Annotated in this window: 15 protein-coding genes; 7 read left to right on the top strand and 8 right to left on the bottom strand. The window is 49.2% G+C overall.

Annotation, left to right across the window (positions count from 1 at the left end; translation table 11 throughout):
* Positions 1-132: 132 nt before the first annotated feature.
* Positions 133-1260: a DNA polymerase III subunit beta gene (gene dnaN / locus LJ046_RS02045; RefSeq protein WP_002879423.1), complete on the bottom strand. Its 1128-nt coding sequence runs from the start codon at positions 1258-1260 to the stop codon at positions 133-135.
* Positions 1261-1440: 180 nt separating this feature from the next.
* Entirely contained in the window at positions 1441-2805 is a 1365-nt protein-coding gene (gene dnaA, locus LJ046_RS02040) for a chromosomal replication initiator protein DnaA (protein WP_002879422.1), read from the bottom strand.
* Between the two features lie 475 nt (positions 2806-3280).
* Between dnaA and rpmH the strand changes: the two genes are divergently transcribed.
* The 7 genes from rpmH (at position 3281) to gndA (ending at position 11759) form a co-directional block, all read left to right on the top strand.
* Positions 3281-3421 carry a 50S ribosomal protein L34 gene (gene rpmH / locus LJ046_RS02035; RefSeq protein ID WP_002879421.1) on the top strand — a complete coding sequence of 47 codons (141 nt, stop codon included), beginning with the start codon at positions 3281-3283 and terminating at the stop codon, positions 3419-3421.
* 48 nt (positions 3422-3469) lie between these two features.
* Complete coding sequence (gene rnpA / locus LJ046_RS02030) at positions 3470-3835, top strand: ribonuclease P protein component (protein ID WP_002879420.1); 366 nt, start codon at positions 3470-3472, stop codon at positions 3833-3835.
* The gene (locus LJ046_RS02025; protein ID WP_002879419.1) at positions 3835-4704 is read left to right on the top strand and encodes a YidC/Oxa1 family membrane protein insertase; all 870 of its coding nucleotides are present in this window, start codon (positions 3835-3837) and stop codon (positions 4702-4704) included. Before rnpA ends, LJ046_RS02025 begins: the two co-directional genes overlap by 1 nt.
* Positions 4705-4811: 107 nt before the next feature.
* The gene (mnmE, locus tag LJ046_RS02020; RefSeq protein WP_002879418.1) at positions 4812-6197 is read left to right on the top strand and encodes a tRNA uridine-5-carboxymethylaminomethyl(34) synthesis GTPase MnmE; all 1386 of its coding nucleotides are present in this window, start codon (positions 4812-4814) and stop codon (positions 6195-6197) included.
* A gap of 26 nt (positions 6198-6223) precedes the next feature.
* Positions 6224-8119: a tRNA uridine-5-carboxymethylaminomethyl(34) synthesis enzyme MnmG gene (gene mnmG / locus LJ046_RS02015; RefSeq protein WP_002879417.1), complete on the top strand. Its 1896-nt coding sequence runs from the start codon at positions 6224-6226 to the stop codon at positions 8117-8119.
* Positions 8120-8424: 305 nt separating this feature from the next.
* Positions 8425-10275 carry a pyruvate oxidase gene (gene spxB, locus LJ046_RS02010; protein ID WP_072557695.1) on the top strand — a complete coding sequence of 617 codons (1851 nt, stop codon included), beginning with the start codon at positions 8425-8427 and terminating at the stop codon, positions 10273-10275.
* 98 nt (positions 10276-10373) lie between these two features.
* Positions 10374-11759 carry an NADP-dependent phosphogluconate dehydrogenase gene (gene gndA / locus LJ046_RS02005; RefSeq protein ID WP_002879895.1) on the top strand — a complete coding sequence of 462 codons (1386 nt, stop codon included), beginning with the start codon at positions 10374-10376 and terminating at the stop codon, positions 11757-11759.
* 237 nt (positions 11760-11996) lie between these two features.
* On the opposite strand, the gene LJ046_RS10315 is transcribed toward gndA, so the two are convergent.
* Genes LJ046_RS10315 through LJ046_RS10310 form a run of 6 tightly spaced genes read right to left on the bottom strand, consistent with a single transcriptional unit; the run spans position 11997 to position 15818 of the window.
* The gene (locus tag LJ046_RS10315; RefSeq protein WP_057709470.1) at positions 11997-12845 is read right to left on the bottom strand and encodes a hypothetical protein; all 849 of its coding nucleotides are present in this window, start codon (positions 12843-12845) and stop codon (positions 11997-11999) included.
* Positions 12846-12874: 29 nt separating this feature from the next.
* Entirely contained in the window at positions 12875-13657 is a 783-nt protein-coding gene (locus LJ046_RS01995; protein ID WP_002878276.1) for a hypothetical protein, read from the bottom strand.
* 19 nt (positions 13658-13676) lie between these two features.
* Entirely contained in the window at positions 13677-14186 is a 510-nt protein-coding gene (locus LJ046_RS01990; protein ID WP_002878278.1) for a hypothetical protein, read from the bottom strand.
* Positions 14176-14805, bottom strand: coding sequence for an ATP-binding cassette domain-containing protein (locus LJ046_RS01985; protein ID WP_035176552.1), 630 nt, complete (start codon positions 14803-14805; stop codon positions 14176-14178). Before LJ046_RS01985 ends, LJ046_RS01990 begins: the two co-directional genes overlap by 11 nt.
* Positions 14806-14815: 10 nt before the next feature.
* Positions 14816-15526: a hypothetical protein gene (locus LJ046_RS01980; protein WP_002878282.1), complete on the bottom strand. Its 711-nt coding sequence runs from the start codon at positions 15524-15526 to the stop codon at positions 14816-14818.
* Position 15527: 1 nt separating this feature from the next.
* A complete protein-coding gene (locus LJ046_RS10310; RefSeq protein ID WP_231128064.1) occupies positions 15528-15818 on the bottom strand; it encodes a hypothetical protein in 291 nt (96 codons plus the stop codon).
* Positions 15819-16473: the final 655 nt, after the last annotated feature.

Genomic DNA, 16473 nt, shown 5'->3' with positions numbered 1-16473 from the left:
TTTACCCATTTAGTATCGTGGTACATAAAGCAGGTATTTTGGGCTTAAAGCCGTAAAAAACGCTTGTATTAAAAAATAGTCGAAAAAAAGCCACTCCGGAGAGTGGCTTTTGTGAATTATTGGCAGTCTGTTTTAGAAAGTTCGGATTGGGGTGATCAGCTGCACGAATTCAACTGACTGGTCATTTGGCACGACCGTGAATGGCCGCAGGCTTTCCGTGAAGTTGATGATGACGGAGTCAGTTACTGAGGCCCGCAGGGCAGCGGCCATGTAGTCCGGGTTGAAGGAAATGGTCAGGTCTCGGCCAGTTAAGCTGCTGAAGCCAACTTCTTCCTCAATCTTTCCGACTTCCGGGGAATTACCGGAAACCAGGACGGTTTGGTCAGCCACGTTCAAAGTCATTTGGACGGCGTTGGTCCGGTTGGCGTGGGTCAAGAGGCTGGCCCGGCTCAATGTCTGCATCAAGTCAGAAACGGCGAACTGCACGCTGGTCGTTGACTCAGTTGGCAAAAGGCGGTCAACGTCCGGGTAGGCCCCTTCCAAAAGACGGGTGTAGAAGGACAGGTTTTCAAATTCAAAGCGGATCTGGCTGTCGCCCAGGTAAACCTTGATATCCTGGTCAGCGTCGCCGATGATCTGGGCTAGTTCCTGCAGGTTCTTGCCCGGGATAATCAGGGACAGGTCTTCGCTTGGACCGGCCGCGATGTCGACGATTCTTTGGGACAGGCGGTGGGAGTCAGTAGCCACCGCCTTGATATGCCCGTTCTTGAAGCTGAAGTTGACCCCGGTCAGAGTTGGCCGGCTTTCTTCGGTGGATACGGCGAAAACAGTCTGGGTAATCAGTTCCCGCAGGGTCTTAGACGGCAGGCTGAAGGAAGTTCCGGCAATTTCCGGCAGGCGCGGGTAGGCACTGGCGTCCAGGCCGTTGATTACGTAGTCCGCCTTGTCAGAGGTGATCTGGATTTGGTTGCCTTCCTTGACTTCAAAAGTGAATTCCCTGCCTGGCAATTTGCGGACGATTTCGCTGAACAAGTGTGCGGTCACGACAATGGAGCCAGTTGATTCAACCCGTAAGTCATCAGAAACCGGTTGGCTCAGTTCAATGGAAATATCGGCATTGCTGCCAGTCATGATCAGTTCAGTTTCCGTCAGGTCCAGCTTGATCCCGCTCAAAATCGGAATCTGGACTCTTGAAGAAACTGCCTTTAAAACGGAATTCAAGTCATTGATAAAAAGATTGCGCTGTACAGTAAATTTCATCTGGTCCTCCTTGGTTAGTTTGCTGCTCTCTTTATTTAATTATTTGTTTATATATAGATAGTTGTAGTAGTAGGTCCTGTGAATTCTGTTGATAACTAACCGGAAGCCCGGTAATCCGGACTTTTGCCAGTTAAAAAAATGTGGATAAATCATGGACTTGTCCACAAGTTATCAACGGACCTATCTTTCCAGCATCTGCCGCAGGTCGGAAACAGCGGACTTGATTTCAGTGTCCGTTTTGATCTGCCGGGCGATTTTGTCGCAGGCATGCATCACGGTCGTGTGGTCCTTGCCCCCGAATTCCTGGCCGATTTTTGGCAGGCTGGCATCGGTGAGCTCGCGGGACAGGTACATGGCAATCTGACGCGGGATGACGATCTGCCTTACCCGCTTCTTTCCTTTAAGGTCCGGCACTGAGGTCTGGAAGTAGTTGGCCACGACCTCCTGGATCTTGGAAATCTGTAGTCCCCTGCTCTTCTGGACCAGCTTGAGGTCGGCTAAAGCCGACCGAGCTAAGCCAATGTTGATGTCCTGCTTTTGAATGGTGGCCTGGGCCTGGACTTTGACCAGGGCCCCTTCCAGCTCCCGGATATTAGTATCGACCTGGCTGGCCACATAGTCCAGGGTGCTTTCATCGATCTCCAGGCCTTCGGATTCAGCCTTCTTGCGCAGGATGGCGATCCGGGTTTCCAGGTCTGGCGGGGTGATTTCAACTTGCAGTCCCCAGGCAAAACGCGAGACCAGCCGCTCGGACAGGTCGGGAATTTCCGTTGGCAGCCGGTCACTGGTCATGACGATCTGCTTTTGATCATTATAGAGAGTCTCAAAAGTATGGAAGAATTCTTCTTGAATCCCTTCCTTCTTGGCGAAGAACTGGATGTCGTCGACCAAGAGTAGGTCAGCTGTCCGGTATTTCTCCCGGAACTTGTCCTGGGTCTTGTTCTTGATGGAATTGATGAAGTCGTTGACAAAAGTCTCACTTTGAATGTAGACAACCTTGGCATCTGGTCTTTCCGCCAGCATTTGGTGGCCGATCGCCTGCATCAAGTGGGTTTTACCAAGGCCCACGCCCCCGAAGATGAACAAGGGGTTGTAGAAGGTCCCCGGGTTGTCGGCAACCGCCAAAGCGGCCCCGGCAGCCAGTTTGTTGCCCTCGCCTTGAATGAAGTTCTCGAAGGTGTACTTCTCGTTTAAGCGCAGGTCCTTGGTGAATTCGCGGCCTTGCGGCCGGGCTTTCTCGGGCTTGGCCTGCGGCTGGGGCTCCAGCATCCTTTCGCTGCTGGGCGCCGGGCCGTTTTTAACGACGAAAACCGGGTAGATATCGATTCCCGCGTAGGCATAAGCCGACTGGATCAGGTTAGCGGAGATGTTTTGCTCCCAATACCCCTTTGCCACGGGGGTTTGGACGGAGATTACCAATTCATGGGTGTCCTTGTTGAAGGAGACCGGCTTGGTGTTTTTGAACCAGGCATTGTAGGATACTTCATTAAATTCGGACCGCATTTCAGCGTTGAAGCTATCCCAGAATTTTTCTAAATCGAACAAAAAACATTCCCTCCAAAAAATCGTTTAGCAAAATTATTTTAGCATTTACTGACCGGGTTTTCCACAGGTGGAAGAAATAAATCCAGAATCCACATGCTGTGGACAAGAAACAAAAAGAAGCCTGTTAACTCTGATGATAATTTTATCAAAAGTGGTCAAAAGTGGATAAGCCTTGTGGACAACTTTTCTTAGATAGGCAAAAGGAGAGCCTAGTTTTGACCAGATATATCCACAGGGTGTTGAAAAAGTTTTTGACAGGGTGTGGACTGTGGATAAGTCTGCGAAAAAGCCTGTTGATTGCTGGGAAAAAATTTTTTCGCGGTCTGCTTTCTGTCCACAGGCCGGGGATCAGGTTCAGGCACTCTAAGGAAAAAATCGGGCAAGTTTGCAAGAAAAAACTTGGTTTTTTTCGATTTCCGTGCTATTCTAGATAAGAAATTGTGCACGTAGCACTAAAAAATGGAGGTGCAAAGATATGTCAACTAAGAGAACTTACCAACCTAAGAAGCGTCACCGTTCACGCGTTCACGGCTTCATGAAGCGTATGGCTACAAGCAACGGCCGTAAGGTTTTGGCTAGACGCCGTGCAAAGGGTAGAAACGTATTATCTGCTTAAGCCACTGAATCCCAGTGGTTTTTTTAATTTGCAAGAGTGTAAAGAGCTTTGAGAAAGTCATATCGAGTTAAATCTGAACAGGATTTTCAGACCGTCTTTGAAAATGGCGAATCAGTTGCCAACCGGGCTTTTGTGATCTACGTCCTGCATAGAAAGCAGAATAAGCATTTTCGCGTCGGCATCTCTGTGGGCAAGAAGGTCGGTCACACGGCCGTCGTGCGCAACCGTCTCAAGCGCTACATCAGGGCGGTGTTGACCGAGAACCGGGACCGGATTGCGCCGGACTTGGACTTCTTGGTGATTGCCAGGCCCTACGCTCGCGATTTCGATTGGGAAAAGACGCGGGAAAACCTGCTTCACGCGCTGAACCTGGCCCACGTCATTGAAGAAATGCCAAATAAAGAGGAAAAATAGTGAAGGACATTTTATCGAAGAAGAGTACCAAGCGCCTTCTGGCCGCTCTGGCACTGGTGACGGTTTTTGCCCTTGTTCTGAGCGGCTGCGCCACGCAGACCACCCAGAAGCCAACGCCGATCTCCCATAATTCCAGCAACTGGTGGGATGCCTGGGTAGTTTACTACCTCTCCCAGTTCGTGCTTTGGATTGCCAAAGTCTGCGGGGGCAGCTACGGCTGGGCCATAATCATCTTTACGGTTATCATCCGGGTGATCCTCTTGCCTTTGAACGCGGTGCAGATCAACAGCACCAGAAAGATGCAGGAGATCCAGCCGGAACTGAAGGCCTTGCAGGAGAAGTATTCCAGCAAGGACCTGGAGACCCGGAACAAGCTAAACGAAGAAACGCAGAAGCTTTACAAGGAAGCGGGTGTCAATCCTTACGCCGGCTGCCTGCCGATGGTGATCCAGTTGCCGGTTATGTGGGCCCTGTACCAGGCCATCTGGCGGACGCCAGAGATGCAGAATGGTAAATTCTTGTGGATGGACCTGGGCAAGCCAGACCCATACTACATCCTGCCGATTTTGGCAACAGTATTTACCTTCCTGTCCTCATACATCGCGACTTTGTCGGTGCCTAAGTCTTCCCAGACCACGATGACTAAGATGATGAGTTATGTCATGGCCATCATGGTCGGGATCTGGGCCATCGTCTTCCAGTCCGCGATCTCCCTTTACTGGGTGATCTCCAACCTCTTCCAGGTTGGCCAGACCCTGGTCTTGCAGAACCCATTCAAGTACCGCAAGGAGCAGGAAGCCAAGGAGGAAGCTGAACGCGAGCGCCAGCGCAAGATGCGGCGGGCTTATAAGCGGATCAAGCGGAAATAATTGAATAGTCATCTAAAGTTTTTTAGATAAAGTAGTGAAAGTGCTTTATCCATCATTTTTCATGGTGGAAATTGCGCTTTTTTTATTGGAAAAAACGAGGTAACGAGATGGTTCAACGTTTAACGGAATTTGATACGATCGCGGCGATCTCAACGCCGCTGGGAGAAGGCGGGATCTCCATCGTCCGCGTCTCCGGGGAAGATGCAGTCGTCATTGTCAACCGCTTGTTTAAGGGCAAGGACCTGGAAAAGGTTCCCAGCCACACGATTAACTACGGCCACATCGTGGACCCGGCGACCGGGCAGGTGATCGACGAGGTCATGGCCTCCGTCATGCTGGCGCCGAAGACTTTTACCAAGGAAGACATCGTGGAAATCAACTGCCACGGGGGGATCGTGGTCACCAATGACATCCTGCAGCTGCTCTTGGCCAACGGGGCCAGAATGGCTGACCCGGGCGAATTTACCAAGCGGGCCTTCGTCAACGGGCGGATCGACCTAACCCAGGCTGAAAGCGTGATGGACATTATCCGGGCCAAGACTGACAAGGCCCGGCAGGTGGCGGTCAAGCAGCTTTCCGGCGGCCTTTTGACGGAAATTCGGGCACTGCGCCAGGAAATCCTGGATGTTTTGGCTAATGTCGAAGTCAACATCGACTACCCGGAATACGATGAAGAAGAAGTGACGGCCCAGAAGATGCTGGCTTGCGCGGAAGCCGTCAGCGGCAAGATTGACCGCCTGCTGGAGACAGCTCAGGAGGGGCAGATCCTCAGAAACGGCTTGAAGACAGCGATTGTTGGCCGGCCTAACGTGGGCAAGTCCTCCCTTTTGAACTACCTGACCCAAAGCGACAAAGCGATCGTGACGGACGTGGCCGGGACTACCCGGGACACCCTGGAAGAGTTCGTGTCTGTCAAGGGGGTGCCCTTGGAGTTGATTGACACGGCTGGGATTCACCATACCGAGGATCAGGTGGAAAAAATCGGGGTCGAGCGGTCGAAGAAGGCCATTGCCCAGGCGGACTTGATCCTGCTTTTGCTGGACGGCAGCCAGGAATTGACGGAAGAAGACCGGCGGCTTTTGGAACTGACCGCCGGTAAAAAGCGGATCATCGTGCTGAACAAAACGGACCTGGGCCAGAAGCTGACCGCGGCTGAGATTGCTAAAGAAAGCGGCAGTGAAGTGATCAGCACCTCGATCATGATGAAGGAAAACCTGGACGAATTGGAAGCCATGATCAAGAAGCTCTTCTTCAAGGGGATCGAAAACTCCAACGACCAGGTCCTGGTGACCAACCAGCGGCAGGCGGGCCTTTTAGCCAAGGCCAAGCAGCAATTGGCCGACGTGGCCAGCGGGCTTGAGGCAGGGATGCCGGTTGACCTGCTTCAGATAGACTTTACCGGGGCCTGGGAAAGCCTGGGGGAAATCACTGGTGACAGCGCTCCGGATGAATTGATCAATGACCTCTTTAGTCAGTTCTGCTTAGGGAAATAGCGAGGAAGGCAAGGAAGACGAAAAAAATGAAGACTTATGTTTCAAACGAATATGACGTGATCGTAGTCGGCGCCGGCCATGCCGGCTGTGAAGCAGCCCTGGCCAGTGCCCGGATGGGGGAGAAGACCCTGCTGCTCACCATCAGCCTGGACATGGTGGCCTTTATGCCCTGCAACCCCTCAGTCGGCGGCCCGGCCAAGGGGACCGTGGTCAGAGAAATCGACGCTTTAGGCGGGGAGATGGGCAAGAACATCGACAAGACCTACATCCAGATGCGGATGCTGAACACGGGCAAGGGGCCGGCTGTCCGGGCATTAAGAGCCCAGGCTGACAAGTGGGACTACCACGAAGAGATGAAGCGGACCATCGAAAACACCCCTAATCTGACCCTGCGCCAGGCGGTCGTTGACGACTTGATCGTTGAAGACGGGGAATGCCGGGGCGTAGTGACCAACACCGGGGCCCGCTACCGGGCCAAGAGCGTGGTCTTGACGACGGGGACCGCGGCCAGAGGGCGGATTTTTATCGGGGAACTGAACTACTCATCCGGTCCGAACAACACGATTCCAGCCATTAAGCTGTCTGAAAGCCTGGAGAGACTGGGCTTCAAGCTGCGCCGCTTTAAGACCGGGACGCCGCCCCGGGTCAACCGGCACACCATCGACTATTCCAAGACCGAAGAAGAGCCGGGCGACAAGGAGCCCCGCCACTTCTCCTTTACCAGCAGGGATGAAGACTACCTAACCGACCAGACTTCCTGCTGGATGACCTACACCAACCCGAAGACCCACGAAATCATCAATGAAAACCTGGACCGGTCACCAATGTTCTCCGGTGACATCGTCGGGGTAGGACCGCGCTACTGCCCGTCAATTGAAACCAAGGTCGTCCGTTTCGCGGACAAGGACCGGCACCAGATCTTCCTAGAACCGGAAGGGCGGAAGACGGAAGAAATCTATGTCGGGGACTTTTCAACCTCCATGCCGGAAGAAGTGCAGCTGGAAATGCTGCACACGGTCGCTGGCCTGGAAAAGGCTGAAATGATGCGGCCGGGCTACGCCATTGAATACGACGTGGTTGACCCCTGGCAGTTAACCCACACCCTGGAAACCAAGCGGATCAAGCACCTGTATATGGCAGGGCAGATGAACGGGACTTCCGGCTATGAAGAAGCCGCCGGCCAGGGCCTGATTGCCGGGATCAACGCGGCCTTGAGCGCGGAAGGCAAGCCAGCCTTCACCCTGGGCCGGGACGAAGCTTACATCGGGGTTTTGATCGATGACCTGGTAACTAAGGGGACGGAAGAACCTTACCGGCTCTTGACCAGCCGGGCTGAATACCGCCTGCTTCTCCGCCACGACAATGCCGACCTCCGCTTGACGGAAAAGGGGCATGACCTGGGCTTGATTGACGATGATCGCTATGCTGAATTTTTGGCTAAGAAGGAACTGATCCAGGAAGACCTGGACCGGCTGCACGAAATCACCGTTCACCCGACCATTGCCGTCAACGAATACCTGGCAGGTTTAGGCCAAACTGACTTAAACGGCGGGGTCAAGGCAGACGTCTTCCTCAGACGACCAATGGTGACGGTTGAAGACGTTGAACGTCTGACTGGGCAGAAGCTGGCCGGAGACCGCTATGTCAAGGAACAGGTGGAAATCGACATCAAGTATGCCGGCTACATCAAGAAGCAGGAGATTCAAGTGGCCCGCCTGCGCCGGCAGGAAGCCAAGAAGATCCCGAAGGACATCGACTATGACCAGATCGAGGGCCTGGCTACAGAAGCCCGGGAGAAGTTCGCCAAGATCCGGCCGGAAACCCTGGCTCAGGCGGAAAGAATCTCCGGGGTCAACCCGGCTGACTTGGCCATCTTGAGCGTCTACATACAAAATGGCAAATACGCCAAGGTTCAGAAGTAAAGAGCAATAATTTTAGAAGGCAGACCAGAGATCCTGGCCTGCTTTTTAAATAATCGATAGCTTTTATACTTTTTCAAAAATTAATAAAGACTTCACCGAAAAATATTCTCCAGAAGTTAGCTATTTTTTCACAATAAAGAAAGGGAAGATAGCACAAAATTTTTATCCAGAAAAAGCAAGTTTGTGAATTAACTAGCTTAAAATGCGACTATCCTTGATATAGCGGCTTTTGATAGCACTTGCAAAAGTGAAAAAATGTGGTTTAATAAAGGGCTGTAAGTAATAATTTTTAAGGAGATTCACTTATGGCAAAAATTAAGGGCGCAAACGCCGTTTTAGATGTTATGTACAAGTGGGGCATTGACCACCTCTACGGTTTCCCAGGTGGTTCTTTTGACTCAACCATGAACGCGATCTACGAAATGCAAGACAAGATCAAGTTCATCGAAGTTCGTCACGAAGAAGCCGGTGCCTTGGCTGCCTCAGCAGAATACAAGCTTACTGGTAAGCTTGGTGTCTGCATGGGTTCAGCTGGCCCTGGTGCCATCCACTTGATGAACGGCTTGTATGACGCTAAGTACGACAAGACCCCAATGGTTGCCCTGGTAGCCAATGTTCCAACTCCTCGTCAAGACATCAACTTCTTCCAAGCCTTTGACGAAACGCCATGGTTCCGTGACGTTGCCGTTTGGGTCCACCAAGCCAAGACCAAGGAAGCTTTGCCAGTTTTGATGGACACTGCTATCCGTCAAGCTTACGCAAAGAAGGGTCCAGCTGTTTTGGTAATTCCTAAGGACTTCGGTTGGCAAGAAATCGAAGACAACTACCGCGTTTCCGCAAGCAACCACGTTGCTGACAACTACGCTGCTCCAACTGCTGAATCAATTGAAGCCGCAACTAAGTTGATCAAGGAAGCTAAGAACCCAGTTGTTTACTTCGGTTTGGGTGCTTCAGGCGCTGCCGAAGAATTGAAGGAATTTGCTGACAAGTTCAAGATGCCAATGATGTCCTCATACCTGGGCAAGGGTATCGTTGAAGACAGCTTCAAGCCATACTTGGGGACTATCGGCCGTCTCGGTGCTAAGGCTCCTAACGAAGTTCAAGGCCACACTGACCTGGTAGTTTGGGTTGGTAACAACTCACCATTCTCAGTATTGTGGTTCCCTAAGAACGCCAAGGTTATCCAAATCGACGTTGACCCAGAAAAGCAAGGCAAGCGTCACTCAGTTGACGTATCAATCCTGGCAGACGCTAAGAAGAGCTTGCGTGCTTTGATCGACGCCGGTGAAGCCCGTGAAGAATCACCACTTTACAAGGCTGCTTTGGCCGACCGTGAAGAATGGGACGCATGGACTGCTTCATTTGCTGACGACCACTTGAAGGACGAAGGCCGCGTACGCCAAGAACCAATCTGGGATGTCATCAACAAGGAAGCCGCAGACAACGCTGTCTTCGCTATTGACGTTGGTAACGTTAACATGGACCACGCACGTCTGTTGAACATGAATGGCAAGCAACGCTGGACTACTTCAGGCTTGTACGCAACCATGGGTTACGGCTCACCAGCTGCCATTGCAGCCGCAACTGCAATGCCAGACCGTGAAGTATGGCACTTGGCCGGTGACGGTGGCTTCGCGATGATGAGCCAAGAACTGCTTACTTTGGCTCGCTACAACATGCACGTATTGACTGTTGTCTTCACTAACGAAACTTTGGGCTTCATCGAAGCAGAACAGCGTGACGAATCCAACCAACCTCTGTCAGGTGTTATCATTCCAGACAACGACTGGGCAAAGGTTGCTGAAGGTATGAACATGAAGGCCTTCACTGTTCACGACAAGGCTGAATTCCAAGCCGCTGTAGAAGAATGGAAGAAGATGGACGGCCCGGCCTTCATCGACGTTAAGTACACTAAGCACATGGCTTACTCAACTGAACTTAACACTCTGGATGACCCAGAATTCGTGAAGTACTACCACGCAGAAGCTTTGCACCCATTCTCATACTTTGCTGAAAAGTTTGGTTTGGAAATTGACGCGGCTTCAGGTGCATCCGGCCACTCAGAAGACAAGGCTGACGCTTTACAAGTTCAAGCAACTACTAGTGCATCATCTCAAGAAACTGCACCAGACACTACTTCAGGTGCTTCTCACTAAGAGAAATATAAATAAAGAAGAAAGCGAAACCTTTTGGTTTCGCTTTCTTCTTGCTTGCAAGTATAATAAAAGAGGCAGACATACTAGGAGGTAAATAAATGCAACAATTTGGTGTGATCGGTTTATCGGTCATGGGCAAGAACTTAGCCCTCAATGTTAGAAATCACGGCTTTTCAGTCTCCGGCTTCTCCATCGACAAGCCGGAAGTCGATGCTTTGGCCAAGTACGAGGATGACAAGCTGAAGCCTTGCTACACTTGGGAAGAATTCGTTGATTCTTTGGAAAAGCCCCGCAAGATTCTGGTGCAGATCATGGCTGGTGACCCGGTTGACCAAACCATTCAGAAGCTAATCCCGCTTTTGGACAAGGGCGACATCATTATTGACGGCGGGAACTCCAACTTCCACGACACCAACCGCCGCTACCATGAATTAAAGAAGCACGGCCTGCACTTCATCGGCATGGGCGTGTCCGGCGGTGAAGAAGGCGCCTTGAACGGCCCGGCCTTGATGCCAGGCGGGGACAAGGAAGCTTATGAAGAAGCAGCGCCAATCTTGACCGCGATGGCCGCTAAGACTGAAGACGGCCGCGCCTGCGTGTCCTACATCGGGCCAGAAGGGGCGGGCCACTACGTTAAGATGGTCCACAACGGGATGGAATACGCGATCATGCAGGAAATCTCTGAAGTCTACGACATCATGCGCAAGGTAGCCCACAAGTCCAACAAGGAAATGGCAGATATTTTTGCTGAATGGGACAAGGGTGACCTGAACGCCTACTTGATTGAAATTGCTTCACAAGTTTTGCGGCAAAAGGACGACTTGACTGACGACGATGTGATCGACCACATCTTGAACGTTGCTTCCTACAAGGGGACTGGCAACTGGATGCTGGAAGACGCCATCAAGCTGGGCGCTCCAATTACGGTGGTAGCGGAAGCAGTTTTGGCCCGGTTCATGTCCAAGGCAACGACCCGGGAAGGCAAGGAAGTCGTTTACGACGGTGAAGTTGCCAGTGACTTGATCGACAACTTGGGCAAGGCAATGTACCTGGCACAGATCGTGGCTTACGCTCAAGGCTTCCAGCAGTTGACCATGGCCGCTAAGGCGTACGACTGGGAACTGAACTACCCGGCGATCGCGCAGAACTGGGAAGCGGGATGCATCATCCACGCCAAGACCCTGTATCACATTGAAGATGCCTACGCTGACGGCAAGCAACTGGACAACCTTTTCCAAGACCCATACTTTGCGGGTGTGATGGAAAAGAACTTGCCAGCCTTGCGAGCAGTCGTTAAGCTGGCTGCGGAAGCTGGCGTGCCGACTCCAAGCTTCAGCGCCGCTCTGAACTACCTGGAATCAATCTTCAACCCAAGCCTGCCGGCCAACATGATTCAGGCACAAAGAGACTACTTCGGTGCGCACACTTACTACAGGAACGACCGCGAGGGCGTTTACCACACCGAATGGTATGAAGAAAAATAACAAACAGTATTGATGAAAAGAGTGAAACTTTCCAATGAAGTTTCACTCTTTTTTGCTTGCATAGCTAGTGTAGTGTCATGATGATATCTTAATAATACATGCGGCTCTATATCAGCAGCTATAGTTCTGATTGCACATGCTTTAAATGTCGACATGACATTACACTAGAGACGCTGCGCTCAATTCTACTTTTCTATATATTGATTACGCTAGATAAGACAGCCTTTTCACCATATGTTACAAATCTTTTCTGGAAATCTCCTGCTGTACAATGACTATTAAGAAAAGAAGTAAGCCTAACATTATCGGAAAGCAGGAGAAGAGTATAGTACCAAATTTTGGAACGACAAAATCATAAAATAAGGACACGTGGTAGTTAACATTCAAGAAGAAAGAAAAACTATTTACAACAAACCCCATCAGAAAGGCAGTAATTCGGTTACTAATCAGAAAGCAAAAACTAGTAAGCAAAAGAAGAGCTAAGCACGACAAAATCAGATATAAGCAGCGGATTAATGCTTCAATAGCTATGGTTCCTAATGTCGGCCTCCAGCCATTAACAAGCAAGAAGAAAGAAAAACTATTTACAACAAACCCCATCAGAAAGGCAGTAATTCGGTTACTAATCAGAAAGCAAAAACTAGTAAGCAAAAGAAGAGCTAAGCACGACAAAATCAGATATAAGCAGCGGATTAATGCTTCAATAGCTATGGTTCCTAATGTCGGCCTCCAGCCATTAACAAGCATCCCCGTTAAACTGCCATACGCCCATGGTAAAAGGCTGAAAAACAGTATCTCTATCAAACGGTACTTAAGTTGCTTCCAAATAATCCATCTTCCACCTGCGATGTAAATATCTTGAAACCTAATTCTAAAGGTACTTAATAAGAGCAACATCTGACTAGGTATCAGAAGGCTGAAAATCAGAAAGCGAGAAAACAGAGTTTGCTCTAACCACAAGCTTTGTTGTGTATTAGTTATTAAAAATGTATTGCTACATCCTCCAAAGAATAGCAATGTGGCCGTTAGCAGATACCACTTGTGTACAGCAGTATCTAACAGCCATTGTTGTTTAATAACCTTCACACTTAGACTCCTCCCCTTTCGCACGAAAGTTACAGCACGGCCCGGCGGCAAGCCAACTTATACATCCCCACACAGTAGGCAGCTAACACTATCGTTATCAAAGCTGTCAGCCACAACAAGGGACGGTCTCCTTGCTCTGGCAAGAAATCAGTAGGTGATATGCTTGGCATATCATCAATCGGTAGAACGGCATTTAGCTCCATTAGTACTAGCTCTAAAACCAGGGCTGTACTCAATGATGCAAAGCGATTTCTAATCCAAACCGAGTTGACCAAGACAAATACCGAAAACAAACCTCCCCAGACAGAAGCTAACAAGATGTTTAAACATGCGTGAACAAATGGATGACTATAGTACAAAGAAACCAGCATGGTGTTGAAGTTGAAAACCCCAATATTGATATTCAGCAAATTATCCGGCTTAAAATTGGGAAGAATCAACAGATACCCCAACAAGTTAAAAAGCATAGGAATCATGATGGTCACAAAACCAGTCACAAATGCCATAACCGCATATTGCATGATCAAACGAGCAACAGGCACCTGCAGTTTAAACTTGTTGAATAGACCACTGTCCAAGTCTTCTTTTAACATATTTCCTGCTGGAATACTAGCTAAGAAGGGCAAGAGGATAAAGAAAATTGTCGTTGCAGATGAGTCAGTATTAATTGATAACCAGCGAGTGTAAGGCGAGTCGATATTCGCCATGCCAGTGTAGCAGTTGACGATTATCTGACCCAAGCCCACTGCCATGCCAACAGCGATTGCCGCAACAAACCAGCGCTTATTCAGCCTTGACCACAATAAACTCATTTTGTCTCCCTCATTATGCTCATTCCAGAGGCATTGAATACTTCTTATATCCATTGCCATCCCCAACCAAAAAGCTAAATCTGGCCGGTGCGTTTTCTGTATCATACCAACTTCGCACATTGTCAAATTTCAGCGTCAATGGCTGGGGAGTCTTGCTAGTCAAATATCCAATGGCCATTTTGTGACCTTTGCCATCCACCACATCAAGATCTGATGGATTGCTGAGGCTGTATGGCATATTGAAATACATGTTGTTAACTGCTGCGATTATGCCGCGCTTGCCATCCGCGTAATAGCCACGGTCTTTCAGATCAACCTTTACAGTCAAATAGACGTTTTCTTTCTCTTTGACCATCTTGGCGGACAGAATCTTAAAGTCGATTCCCGGAGCATGAACCTCCTGCCCTTTTTTGACAAAAATTTCCTTGTCTACCCCGCGGCAAAGAGGATTAGCATTTACTTGCCAATAACGCAGGCCTGCCAGCACGCACAAGACAGAGGCTACCGCCAGCCACACTTTACGCTTCATGAACCACACCTTCTTCAACTTTAAAGCGCCTGGTTGCCACTTGATTAACAAAATCCCGGTCATGTGAGGCGATGACAAAAGTACATCCCTTGCTTTGCCGCAACTTGATCAAATCCACCAACTTATCAATACTATCGCTGTCCAAAGCGTTGGTCGGTTCATCTAAAACAATCAGCGGATATGACCCCAAGAAGGCTTCAGCAATGCCCAGCTTCTGCTTCATCCCTAAAGAAAACTTCTTGACCTTTTCATTAGGAAAGCGGCTTAAGTCAAAGTATTTCAGCAATTCTGCGATTTCAGTTGCAGAAATATGCTCATCAAGCTTGGCTAAAAGCTCCATATTCTGCGTTGCCGTGAAGTCTGTAATCAAGCTGGGATTTTCAATCAAAATCCCAGCCTTGATCGGATAAGCATCTTGCGGCTTGACCTGCTTGCCAGCTACCAAGACTTCCCCGTCAACTTTCATCAAGCCCAAAATCGTCTTTAAAATCAAGGTCTTCCCAGATCCGTTGATCCCTTCAAAAACCGCAATCTGTCCAGCTTCAATCTCGCAGTTGACTTGACTGAGTAGCTGCCGGCCTGAAAGGACCTTGTTTACATTCTTTAGCTCAATAAATATTCTTCCTCCTTTAGACCCAGCCGTGCTTGCTGTCAACTAACACGTACAGCAAAGCCCAGATCAGGGTCCACACTAACATAAACAACTCTGCGCCACTGGTCCAGCGGCTAAACATTAAAGCATTCAGCGGATTGCCGCTCCAAGCCGTCAAAGAGGTCGAAACCAACAAGACGATTGGCATAATCAGGCCCAAAGCGGGGATGAATTCACTGCAGCTGGCTTGAATCAGTAAAAGTGAACTCACCCCAAGCCAGGCAATTAATATCCAGTACAACTCTGCCGCTCCTCCTTGCCAGGGTCCCAGAACAAGAGGAGTGTTGCCACACAGCAAGTCTTTCAACCACAGGCAGGCATTGCTTGCCAAGACGTAAACAGCGGCCAGAAGCAGTTGCAATACGACATTGACCCAGCTGAAATGACTTGGCTTGATCTGCTGGCCCCGCAGCTGCATTACCCTGCTGATCCACAATTCCTTGAAAATATTCAAGCTGATCATCAACGGGAAAAAGAAATATCCAAACCACAAGACTGGAAATTCTCTAATGCCAGCCCTTATCTCTGCCAGGCCGAGCCCTTGGAAGACTATTATACTGGCACTTCTGCCGTTTCTCATGAAACCACCGGCAACTAGTAAAAACAAACAGATCAACAGTAGCCAAGATAGGAATCTCACCTTTATCAGCTGCCAGAAATACAGGAACTGATCTTTAAAAAGCCGCATTTTACCAATCCTTTCTAGCGATTTCCATTTGTACGCCAACAGCTAGAAACAAGACTATGCTGAGCAGGATCGGCAAGCGGGACAGAAGCAGGGTTCCCAAATCATCGATGAGAAAATCATAGAACAAGGAAAAATGATGGTTGACGTTCAAAAAATAGGAAATTCCGCTTAGAACAAAGCCGGCCAGAAAGGCCCAGATTCTCTTGCTAGCCAGTGAACAGAGACTGACTAGCAAGAGAATAGCCAGGCAGGACAAAGCCAGATCCAGGTAGCGAATCAATGCTTCTGCCACTATAGTCCCTAATCTGGTCCTCCAGCCATTGAGGCACATGCCAATTAGGCAGCCGACTCCCCATGGCACAAGGGTCACGAGCAAAGCAATCGACAAATGATACTCCAGCTGCTTCCAAATTATTCGCCTGCTCCCAGTAATATATATGTCCTGCAGACGGACACGAAATGTACTCAGTAAAAGTAAGATCTGGACAGGAACCAGCAGGCTGAAAACAAGAAAGCGTGAGAATATGGTCTGGCTTAACCACTGATTTTGCGGCGCGTCGCTCACCAGAATAGCAGTACTGCATCCTCCAAATAAAATTAAAATGGCTGCTAGAAAATACCACTTACGTATAGCATTGTCCTGCAGCCATTGTTGCCTAATAATATACATATATACGGCTCCTCCCTTATATTTTTTCTTCCCCCTTTAATCGCTTTCAGTATAGTTACACATATAATCCCTGTCAACATAAATTTAAACAAAAAATTCAAGCAAAAGTCATTGACACATGCTCTAGTATCATGCTAAACGCGGCTTTAGCAATGTTTTTATTCAGTCATATATTTTAAAAACGAATTTTTACTTTTTTGAAAAAGGAGAAATCATTTTAAAAAAGATAATTTCCGCCAATTGCAAGAATAAATTGAACGTTTAACATAACTGCTGA

Source organism: Lactobacillus delbrueckii subsp. jakobsenii ZN7a-9 = DSM 26046 (assembly GCF_001888925.1).
Taxonomy (GTDB): Bacteria; Bacillota; Bacilli; order Lactobacillales; family Lactobacillaceae; genus Lactobacillus; species Lactobacillus delbrueckii.
This window is presented reverse-complemented; position numbering and strand designations above follow the sequence as displayed.

Coding starts and splice junctions, on each gene's coding strand:
- mnmE (WP_002879418.1), top strand. CDS start 4,812: ATGGTTCAACGTTTAACGGAATTTGATACGATCGCGGCGATCTCAACG.
- LJ046_RS01990 (WP_002878278.1), bottom strand. CDS start 14,186: ATGAAGCGTAAAGTGTGGCTGGCGGTAGCCTCTGTCTTGTGCGTGCTG.
- spxB (WP_072557695.1), top strand. CDS start 8,425: ATGGCAAAAATTAAGGGCGCAAACGCCGTTTTAGATGTTATGTACAAG.
- LJ046_RS01995 (WP_002878276.1), bottom strand. CDS start 13,657: ATGAGTTTATTGTGGTCAAGGCTGAATAAGCGCTGGTTTGTTGCGGCA.
- dnaN (WP_002879423.1), bottom strand. CDS start 1,260: ATGAAATTTACTGTACAGCGCAATCTTTTTATCAATGACTTGAATTCC.
- gndA (WP_002879895.1), top strand. CDS start 10,374: ATGCAACAATTTGGTGTGATCGGTTTATCGGTCATGGGCAAGAACTTA.
- rpmH (WP_002879421.1), top strand. CDS start 3,281: ATGTCAACTAAGAGAACTTACCAACCTAAGAAGCGTCACCGTTCACGC.
- mnmG (WP_002879417.1), top strand. CDS start 6,224: ATGAAGACTTATGTTTCAAACGAATATGACGTGATCGTAGTCGGCGCC.
- LJ046_RS01980 (WP_002878282.1), bottom strand. CDS start 15,526: ATGCGGCTTTTTAAAGATCAGTTCCTGTATTTCTGGCAGCTGATAAAG.